Origin of the sequence: Bartonella sp. AP57NXGY (assembly GCF_042195805.1) — a bacterium.
Classification (GTDB): Bacteria; Pseudomonadota; Alphaproteobacteria; order Rhizobiales; family Rhizobiaceae; genus Bartonella.
In genome coordinates this window covers 1-8,838 of record NZ_JBHIOZ010000057.1, presented here as the reverse complement: position 1 = coordinate 8,838, position 8,838 = coordinate 1, and the positions used below count along the sequence as shown (strand labels likewise).

Sequence of the window (8,838 nt, the reverse complement as noted above, 5' to 3'; positions counted from 1 at the left end):
GGTGTTGTATAAGATTGGCTTATTTCCTCTATTAAGCGTTCTGTCATGAGTTTCGTTTTGTAGTCTTCATATTTGCTGGTAGGCAAGCCTTTAGCTGTCTTACTGAGTACGCTGTAGACATTAGATGCAGTGACTTTACCCAAGCGCGCTTGAAACCACTCTGCTGTCCTTTGTTCCATTTCACACCGCCGTTTCTTGTTGAGTTGGCGCATATTCGATATCTTGTATAGGTGCATCTAATTGCTCTTGTTGTGCTTTATTCATTTGCTTTCGTTGCTTTTTTTTCAAAGAAAACAAAGCGGTTTGTGCTTGTTTAAAAGACATATCTTTTAGATTTTTTACTCCTATGAAAGAGAGAAGCCTACTTTCTTCAGATTGTGTTTTTTTAATTAATTCTTTGATTTCATTCATCTGTTCAGAAGAGATACCCGCAAGAAGTGTTATTCCATCTGTATCGTCTTCTTTTCTTGCAACATTAAGAAGCATGCCTAAGAGATATCGACGTGCGTAGCTTATAGTAGAACCAACCGCTTGTACGTTGTTTTTACTCCCCGTAGCATCAAGGGGAAATGTTCCTTGTGTTGATATTTCATTGCCCGATATATGCTTTAAAGTCATTTCTACGGTTATACTATTTGAATTCTGGTCTTTGATACGAGAGAACAAGGCAAAGTGATGTTTTGCAAGAGGTTCTTTAATAGCATCAATATATTTATCAAGCGTTGTATAGGTGCTTTTAGTATGTGTATTAATGGCATTTTGTTCGATATTTTTATATTCCACTTGTATAGTAGAAAGATCACGGACAAAGTTTTGACGCTCTTGTCGTTCTATCTCCTTTTCTCGCAATTCAAGAAGGCTCTTGAGACGTTCCATATCGACATCATCTTTTAGAGCTCTTTCTAAAATCAGCTCCATAGCTGTAGATTTGACTTCACAATCGTTCGTTGTTTCCACTAATTCCGTTCGTGTGGTACTTAGTTCACTCATCTTGATTTCCTCCTATTTGAGCGCAATTCACCCGTGGCGTGAATCACGCTGGTGTTTAAAAATGTTGTTTGGTTGTTAGAGTTTGGATTTTATAGGTTGCATTATGTCTTCAGAAATTATGGTATCTACATAAGGCTCGTCTTTATACCCAGAGATAGTGATACAAAGTTCACCTAGATTGTGAGTATTTCTCAAAACTAACTGTGCACACAAGGTAGGTTTAATTCCATATTTATACATGATTTATTTTTTCTCGTTTGTTGTGATACGGCTTTCTCCGCAGATCTCTGAATCTCCGTAAATTTTTGCGTCGCCATAAACTCTTGCATTGGGATAAACAATTGCATTTCCGTAAATCTGTGCGTTTTCAAAAATGCGACCACCACCATATACTCGGGCGTTATTATAAATTTTTGCATTGTCATAAATTTTTGAACCCCAAGTAACACAAGCATTATCATAGACCCAGCAATTGCCATCATGAGAGAGATTGCTTTCATTTTCTATAAAGCCCCCAAGGTCCCCAGCCTTAACATCATCAAAATCTCTTAAAGCACGAATGCGGTACAATGTATGGCAACTTACAATATCGGTGGTTTCATTAGTCAATTCGTATTTTTTCACCATGCTTTTTCTCCAGTGGACATGACGTTATCGCCATCAATATCCGCATCACGATAAATTTTTGCGTCGCCATAAATACGTGCATTACCGGAAACTGTTGCCATTCCATAAACTTCGGCAAAACCGTAAACATGTGCATTATGTTTAATTCGTGCACTACCATAAACTTCAGCATCATCATAAACTTGAGCATTATCGTAAACGCAAGCACAAGATAAGACGAATGCATTACCACCTACCCAGCAATTACCATGATGCGATAGGTTGTTTTCATGTTCTATAAAGCCGCCTAAATTACCTTTTTTAATAACTCCAAAGTCTCTTAAAGCGCGGATACGGTGAAGAGTTACCCCTTTAAACTCAGCTTTCTCATCAGTAAGTTCGTACTTCTTTTCCATTAGTTTGCTCCAGTAGATATTCTGCTATTGCTGCCAATCCAATCTTCACAACGTAAATCCGCATCACCGTAAATTTTTACATTTCCGTAAATGTGTGTATTACCGCCAACTTTTGCATTTCCATAAACGCTTGCCTTATCGTAAACATATGCTTCATAATAAACATGAGAATTGCCATAAACATGTGCATGATCAAAAACTTTAGCGTCACCGTAAACGTATGCATCACCGTAAATTTCTGCATAATTGTAAACTTTTGCTTCATCAGAAACGAGTGCATCTCCATAAACCCGCGCATCACCATAAACATAGGCATAACCGGAAATATGTGCATTTTGATAAACACGAGCATTATCATAAACCCTAGCATAATCTCCAACCCAACAATCGCCCCCATGACTAAGATTGCCTTCCTTTTCAATAAAACCGCCAAGGTCACCTTTTTTGACATTTCCAAAATCTTTTAATGCACGTATGCGGTAAAGCGTGCGTCCGCCAACTTCATCCATTTCATCAGTCAATTCGTATTTTTTTTCCATGATTTATCCCCCCTACCTTAAAATAGCGTCACTTCCATAAAATGCTGTATCGCCGGCTACTATGGCATTACCACGAACTTTTGCGTTATTATAAACTTCGGCATCATCATAAACCTTCGCATTTTCAGAGATATATGCATTTTGATAAATACAAGCATTGCCTCCAACCCAGCAATTATCATCATGGCTAAGATTCCATTCACTCTCGACAAAGCCTCCAAGGTCGCCTTCTTTGACATCATCAAAATCTTTTAAGGCGCGTATGCGATAAAGCGTTATTCCATCAATTTTGATTGTTTCATCAGTGAGTTTATATTTCTTTTTTATCATAATAACCTCCTCTTAATGCATGCTTTGTCTTTTAAGCTCTTGAGACAGCAGCCCCATACCTTTTGTGGTGATTTTTGCGCAAGGAATGACCTTTTCTATTCCATTTGCGGTTTGAAGTGTGATAGTTGGACAATCCATAAGTTTCTTTTGGATTTTGTCTTGATAAGGTAGCAAATTTCCACCTGCTGCTCGTCTGTAAACCCAACCTTTTTTCTGTAAGAAGAGAATGAACTGTTTTGGTTGCATCTCGAGTATTTTAGCGGCTTCTGTAAGACTGAAGAGTCCATTATGACGCTGTAAGCTTTCAAGAGCCATTGCCTTTGGTTTTAAATTTGCAATAATGTTATCTTTTTGATCTATTTGACCTTGTAGGTAATTCAAAAAGCCAATCATAGCCTTTGGACTTGAATAGTCGATTTGTGGTGTTACTACTTGCTTTACACGCTTTTCACATTCGATAAAGTATAAACGGGCTTCTCTCCCTTTCTGATTGTTCTCAAGCATAGAAAGTTCTTTGGCTCTATCGAGTGTGAGATAGTAGTTAATCGCGATAACAGCCCTAGATTTTGCGCTCGCCAAATTTGGCGACCGCAAATCTTGTGTTTTTACAAAGTCTTCTCCTTCTATAAAATTGTATCTGGTAATACGGTCCTTAATCCAATTTGAAAAGTCACGTTTTGCCTCTAAGAATGCATGCAGATCACGTGCATTTACTGTCTGAACTATTTCCTGATCAATGATTTGTTCTTTAATCTCTATGAGAGTGTTCATGATGAACTCCTATGCAGTCTGTTTAATTTTATTTTTAAGATGCATCATGATAGCTGCTCGTATTTCAGGTCTCGAAAAATCGATTTGGGGATTAGCTGCTTGCTCTTCTAATTTTTTCCAATAATCTATGATTTTTGCGCGTAACACAGTGTTATAACCTAAAATGACAATAAGAGATTCACGTTTAGGAAGATGATAACAAGGAAGAGTACGACCTGTTGAATCTTTGTATAATCCAGCAAAATTACTCAGGTCGATTTTAAGTTCGCTAAATAGTTTACGAATATCTTGCATTACATGGCCATGTCTTTTACCGCATAACTCTGCAATTTCAATGCTAGACATGGTTGGAATTGTTTCGTGTTTGTTTGTATTTTGCTGGATAGCAATTAGCTTTTCCATTACGGACCTCATATTGGGTGGGATTGATGAATGAAAGGGGGCGCTTTTAAATACGCCCTCAGAATTTAAAGCACATCACAAGGACGCAAACGGTGTTGTTGTTCATAAGTACCGTAAATCTCATCATTATATTTTTCGTCTGCGATCTCGTCTAAAAGTTCTTGGTAAGCATCACTTTCGAGTACAAAGTCATGAACTTTACTCTCCTCGTGGAGATGTTCGATATTTTCTTTTACATATGCTTCTGCAATTTCTTCAGAGATATCTTCACAATTATTCTCAGAAGGATTGATGCGAAAGATTTGGATTGCATCATCTGCCTCGTCAATAATTTTTAGAACTTGGCTTTCATCCAGTGGTCCCGACCGACCAATGTTTTGATCATCATCATAGACAACTAATAAGATTTCATCAGAATTTATAAGAATTGGCTTATCCATAATTTTTCCTCCCTAACGCCTCTTGGCGATTGTTCGTGCGTGGTTTATGGATATATTAGTACATTATGCACTAAAGATAGTCAAGTACATAATGTACTATTTTTTAAAAAAAAATAAAAAAAGACGAATCACGGCACAATTTAGAGAATCAAAATTTTGCTGTTTACTGATAAAAATCAAGCAAACTTGCTTCAATCTGTTGATGGCAATCTAATCGATAACGTGAACAGAGAATCGTATTGTGTTTACATATCAAGAATAGTGCGCCGTACACGACCTATTATAGAGATAGCGCCTTCAAGTTTTGGAGCCTTTATTGTTTTGTCGTATGAAGCGGGCTGAAAAGGAGGATCATCATTAGGTCTGTATCGTTTATATGTCGCTTGTCCAGATTCATCTGCAATTACATAGCAGGCATTAGGCACAAGTTTTTTGTCTCGCATATTTACAAATATTATAGAATCTGGAGGGCTAATTTTATTCATAGATGCCCCATCTACACGTAAAGCAATCCATTCACCGGCAGGAAGATTAACAGCCTCTGTCATAGGATAATCTGAAAAATCCATTATCCCATCTTGCTCGCTTAATTCTCCAGCGCTAATCCATGAAACGACAGGAATACTTATATTGAGGTTAGGATTTTCTTGAGGAGACTCGCCATACAAAATCCACCCCGGATCTACATTAAATACTTGTCCATAGAGCTCGGCTATTTGGCGCGAAATACCACGATTTCCATTTTCGTGACTAATTAGGGTATTTTGATTAAGAGCTGGTATAGCGCGCGCAGCTTCGCTTGGTGTTGCGTATCCAGCATTCTTACGCGCTATTTTAAGTCTATCTTTTGGCAAATAAGTCATTTGTACATTATCCACTATTTTTTTAATTCATTGTGTACGATTTTATCTTGATTTAAAATTGTACGTAATGTACTATTTGTGTCATGGTTAATGATTTTTATGTCAAAAGTTTGATTGAATCTTGGGGATCTATACGCCAATTTGCAAAAGAAATTGGTTGTAGCTATGAGGCTGCGCGTAAAATGCGTGATCGCAATAGTATTTCTCCAAAATACTGGAATATAATTATTCAGTTGTCTAAAGCCAAGGGTCTATCTTGGGTTACACTAGATTGGTTCCTACATAATTATGGGAGTAAATCCCATAGAGTTGTTCGTCCAATGACAAAACGAAGAAAAGATACGCTTCATCTGGTGGAGAAAATTAGTACAGCAAATGCATCACAAACAGTAATATCTTCTCATATTGCTGCCCCTACAGATAATAACGAACATCAACAGCATCATTCACACTCTTAAAGAAGAAAGAAAGTAAAGATGGATTATGGTTTAGCGGCAATTATTATACTTTTTACGACCAATGTAATTACGGTTTTTTGTTTGTGGGCCTATCGTAAAGTTTTTTATTTATATCGTAAAAAAGAGCAAAGCTATGTAAATGTTTTGCAAAAATCATATTATACTTTTTATATTTTGAAAGATTTAATACAGGAAATAGGTTTTCCAGAAGGCTGTACAATCGTTTTTAATAATTCTGATTGGAATTTTTCTTTTGATGAAAACAACCATTTAATAGCCAAAAATTCTTTAGGACCAGAATTGTCCATAAAGATGCATGGCGACACAAAATATTTCAAAGAAAACTCTCAAAAAATTTTTGAAAAACACAATCGGTCCAAACATTAAATGTAACGAGATGAGGCATGCAGTGTATTTTTGAATTGAGTAAGTTCATTTTTTTTAATTTATGACTAAACGCTCTGTCATAGCAAACATATAAATACGTAGAGCCTTAAGGGGGGATAATCATGGTTTTTAAAGCACATAAGAATGACATTGGTAAACCGCGTGTTGATCTTATTCCACCGTTGACACTGATTGAAATCGGTAGAGTTTTAGAGCTTGGAGAAAACAAATACGGTGCAAGCAATTGGCGTCATGGCATGAATTGGAGCCGTTTGTATGGAGCTTCTTTACGTCATTTATTAGCATGGTTTGGTGGAGAGAATAAGGATGGCGAGAGTAATTTATCACACTTGGCACATGCGGCTTGTTGCATTCTTTTTTTAATGGAATGCGAGGCAAAACGGATTGGCCGAGATGACCGCCCTAAAAGCAAAGAATAGAGATCAGAATGAGTTCGAATGAGATTTTAATAGCGGGCTTGGTAGTTTTGGGAGCTTTGCTTGTATGCGGAGCGATGTTGCGTGTTGTATTTTATTATCGCAACAAAGTCAAAGTTCTTAAAGAGCAGGTCTTGACTTTAAAAAGCAGCATAAAAACTCTTGATGAAGAATACGCGTGGTCAAGAAGTGCATCTTCAAAGGACGTGGCAAAGAGAACTAGTGATCTGAATATTGCAATTAAAGAACGCGATAGAGCGATAAAAGAACTACAACAAAGGACTGAAGAACATGAAAAGGCATTCAGAGATGTAAGTGAAGTAGTGATGGCACTAAAAGCAGATGTTCAATCACGTGACGAGGAAATTGAAAGACTAAGACAAGAGCTTAAGCAGCGTGAAGGTGCAGTAAAAACGCCGCCTCATAAGAAGAAAAGAAAGTGAGGGAAAAAAGATGAGTGTGACAGCGATAGCTTTGGGTATTGCATTTGTGATCTTTGATTTACTTATAATCTCCTTTGTTGTCTCGGAAATATTAGACAAAAAGAACGATAAACTCCGTGAGATCATTTCGAAAAAACATAAAATTTTACACGATTTGAAAATGCATATCTTCAAGAATGGGGTGGGAACATGAATCTAGGTGAATTAGTACTCTACTTATTCATATCAATAAATGCAGTGTTTTTTATTGCAATGATGGTTTTTATACTTTTAGTTGCGCCTATTTACATAGTGTATACTTCTGCTCAACCCGTCATAAAAAAGAAGAAAATTCTTAAGGAATTAGATGCTGAGATTGAGAGTTTAAAGCACAAGATTAATGAGAAGTAGGTACTGGTGATTTAGATGTCTCATACAATTCTTTGCCTTGATCTAGGGACTAAGACAGGCTGGGCGATATGCGGTGCGGATGGTCACATAACAAGCGATACAGAAGATTTTCAATCACGCCGTTTTGAAGGCGGTGGTATGCGTTATTTACGCTTTAAACGGTGGCTTACTGAACTAAAGAGATCTGTTGATGAAATTGACGCGGTGTATTTTGAAGAGGTGCGCCGGCATGTGGGTACAGACGCTTCTCATATTTATGGGGGCTTTCTAGCAACCTTAACAGCGTGGTGTGAACATCATCAGATACCATATGAAGGCATTCCTGTTGGCACAATTAAGAAGGCAACAACAGGAAAAGGCAACGCCTCAAAAGAAGAAATGATTAAGGCGGTATGTGCAAAAGGACATGTGCCTAAAGACGACAACGAAGCAGATGCTTTAGCAATTTTATATTTAGTTAAAGGAAAGGAGATTGGGGATGTCCAATAGAAATAAGTTTGTAACAATTAATGTAGAGAAGTGTCTTCTTGATATTGTTTTGTTACCAGCGATTGAATGCAATGTTTATCTCAGGTTGCGTTTGCAAATGCTCTACACTGGCGAACCTCTTATAAATAATTCACAAGGATTCTCTTATCTTACTAAATGTTCAGTAAAAAGATTTGAAAAGGCGTTAGATTATTTATTGAGGGTTGGAGTCATCATACGTTTAGAAGATGGTCGTTTGTGGAGTTCACAAGTTGAGGAGGAACTCAATAACTTCAATGAAGATCTAAATAATAATAAAGAACAGGAGGGGAAATATGTCAACTAAGTTAGCTTGGGTTCGTTGTTTTCCTTCTGATTGGGTATCTGATGCTAGTGGAATGACGTCGCATCAAATATCGACTTATATGATGTTGATATTGCTTATGTATAAGAAGAGACAGCCAATTCTTGAGAATGCCTCTATATTAGCACGCATTTCTGGTTGTTCAGTAAAAGCTTTTAATAAAGCGCTAGATTTTTTATTGAGTGATGAGAAACTGATACGTTTAGAAGACGGTCGTTTATGGAGTTTACAGGTTGAAGAGGAACTCAACAACTCTAATGAGAATTTGAATAAGTTTTCAGAGAGAGCGCAGAAGGCAGCGAAGGCAAGATGGGATAAAAATACAAAAGATGCTTGTGATATTAAGCATGATGCTTGTGATAATGCTAATGACGCTAAGCATAATGCTAAGCATGATGCTTGTGATGCTATAACAAACAATACAAACATATATAATAAAAAAACTAAAACTAACGTTTTAGCAAAAAAAGAAATTGGTTCTGAAAGTTTAGAAACAAACGATTTGGTTGACGAGCCAACAGAGGTTGCTGCTGT

16 protein-coding genes and 1 pseudogene are annotated in these 8,838 nt (G+C 37.0%); 7 read left to right on the top strand and 10 right to left on the bottom strand.

The features are described 5' to 3' along the window. The 10 genes and pseudogenes from ACFIL8_RS06360 to ACFIL8_RS06315 form a co-directional block, all read right to left on the bottom strand. A pseudogene (locus ACFIL8_RS06360) lies at nt 1-179 on the bottom strand (exonuclease); the annotation flags it as partial. 1 nt (nt 180) lies between these two features. Beyond that, a complete protein-coding gene (locus tag ACFIL8_RS06355) occupies nt 181-990 on the bottom strand; it encodes an ERF family protein (protein ID WP_375627699.1) in 810 nt (269 codons plus the stop codon). A gap of 243 nt (nt 991-1,233) precedes the next feature. Further along, nucleotides 1,234-1,617 carry a hypothetical protein gene (locus ACFIL8_RS06350; RefSeq protein WP_273790346.1) on the bottom strand — a complete coding sequence of 128 codons (384 nt, stop codon included), beginning with the start codon at nt 1,615-1,617 and terminating at the stop codon, nt 1,234-1,236. Further along, complete coding sequence (locus ACFIL8_RS06345) at nt 1,611-2,012, bottom strand: hypothetical protein (protein WP_375613985.1); 402 nt, start codon at nt 2,010-2,012, stop codon at nt 1,611-1,613. The genes ACFIL8_RS06350 and ACFIL8_RS06345 overlap by 7 nt, the downstream gene beginning before the upstream one ends. Then, the gene (locus tag ACFIL8_RS06340) at nt 2,012-2,551 is read right to left on the bottom strand and encodes a hypothetical protein (RefSeq protein ID WP_375613984.1); all 540 of its coding nucleotides are present in this window, start codon (nt 2,549-2,551) and stop codon (nt 2,012-2,014) included. The genes ACFIL8_RS06345 and ACFIL8_RS06340 overlap by 1 nt, the downstream gene beginning before the upstream one ends. 12 nt (nt 2,552-2,563) lie before the next feature. Further along, nucleotides 2,564-2,881, bottom strand: coding sequence for a hypothetical protein (locus tag ACFIL8_RS06335; protein WP_375607465.1), 318 nt, complete (start codon nt 2,879-2,881; stop codon nt 2,564-2,566). A 12-nt stretch (nt 2,882-2,893) separates the two neighbouring features. Then, a complete protein-coding gene (locus tag ACFIL8_RS06330) occupies nt 2,894-3,652 on the bottom strand; it encodes an antA/AntB antirepressor family protein (RefSeq protein WP_375689161.1) in 759 nt (252 codons plus the stop codon). A 9-nt stretch (nt 3,653-3,661) separates the two neighbouring features. After that, entirely contained in the window at nt 3,662-4,054 is a 393-nt protein-coding gene (locus ACFIL8_RS06325; RefSeq protein ID WP_183194579.1) for a Rha family transcriptional regulator, read from the bottom strand. 65 nt (nt 4,055-4,119) lie between these two features. Beyond that, on the bottom strand, nt 4,120-4,494 hold the full coding sequence (locus ACFIL8_RS06320; RefSeq protein WP_375621129.1) for a hypothetical protein: 375 nt from the start codon (nt 4,492-4,494) through the stop codon (nt 4,120-4,122). A gap of 245 nt (nt 4,495-4,739) precedes the next feature. Further along, nucleotides 4,740-5,357 (bottom strand): S24 family peptidase, encoded by a 618-nt coding sequence (locus ACFIL8_RS06315; RefSeq protein ID WP_012754749.1) that lies wholly within the window; start codon nt 5,355-5,357, stop codon nt 4,740-4,742. Nucleotides 5,358-5,440: 83 nt separating this feature from the next. Between ACFIL8_RS06315 and ACFIL8_RS06310 the strand changes: the two genes are divergently transcribed. From ACFIL8_RS06310 to ACFIL8_RS06280, 7 genes are all read left to right on the top strand, one after another. Next, nucleotides 5,441-5,815: a hypothetical protein gene (locus ACFIL8_RS06310; protein ID WP_375613948.1), complete on the top strand. Its 375-nt coding sequence runs from the start codon at nt 5,441-5,443 to the stop codon at nt 5,813-5,815. Between the two features lie 18 nt (nt 5,816-5,833). Beyond that, nucleotides 5,834-6,202: a hypothetical protein gene (locus ACFIL8_RS06305; RefSeq protein WP_375613947.1), complete on the top strand. Its 369-nt coding sequence runs from the start codon at nt 5,834-5,836 to the stop codon at nt 6,200-6,202. 122 nt (nt 6,203-6,324) lie between these two features. After that, nucleotides 6,325-6,642 (top strand): dATP/dGTP diphosphohydrolase domain-containing protein, encoded by a 318-nt coding sequence (locus ACFIL8_RS06300; RefSeq protein WP_375613946.1) that lies wholly within the window; start codon nt 6,325-6,327, stop codon nt 6,640-6,642. Nucleotides 6,643-6,716: 74 nt separating this feature from the next. Then, nucleotides 6,717-7,082: a hypothetical protein gene (locus ACFIL8_RS06295; protein ID WP_375677142.1), complete on the top strand. Its 366-nt coding sequence runs from the start codon at nt 6,717-6,719 to the stop codon at nt 7,080-7,082. Between the two features lie 405 nt (nt 7,083-7,487). Further along, a complete protein-coding gene (locus tag ACFIL8_RS06290; protein ID WP_375668714.1) occupies nt 7,488-7,961 on the top strand; it encodes a crossover junction endodeoxyribonuclease RuvC in 474 nt (157 codons plus the stop codon). After that, on the top strand, nt 7,951-8,286 hold the full coding sequence (locus ACFIL8_RS06285) for a hypothetical protein (RefSeq protein ID WP_375627591.1): 336 nt from the start codon (nt 7,951-7,953) through the stop codon (nt 8,284-8,286). The genes ACFIL8_RS06290 and ACFIL8_RS06285 overlap by 11 nt, the downstream gene beginning before the upstream one ends. Next, on the top strand, nt 8,276-8,838 hold a 563-nt coding region (locus ACFIL8_RS06280; protein ID WP_375689158.1), incomplete at its 3' end, for a DUF1376 domain-containing protein. The genes ACFIL8_RS06285 and ACFIL8_RS06280, both read left to right, overlap by 11 nt.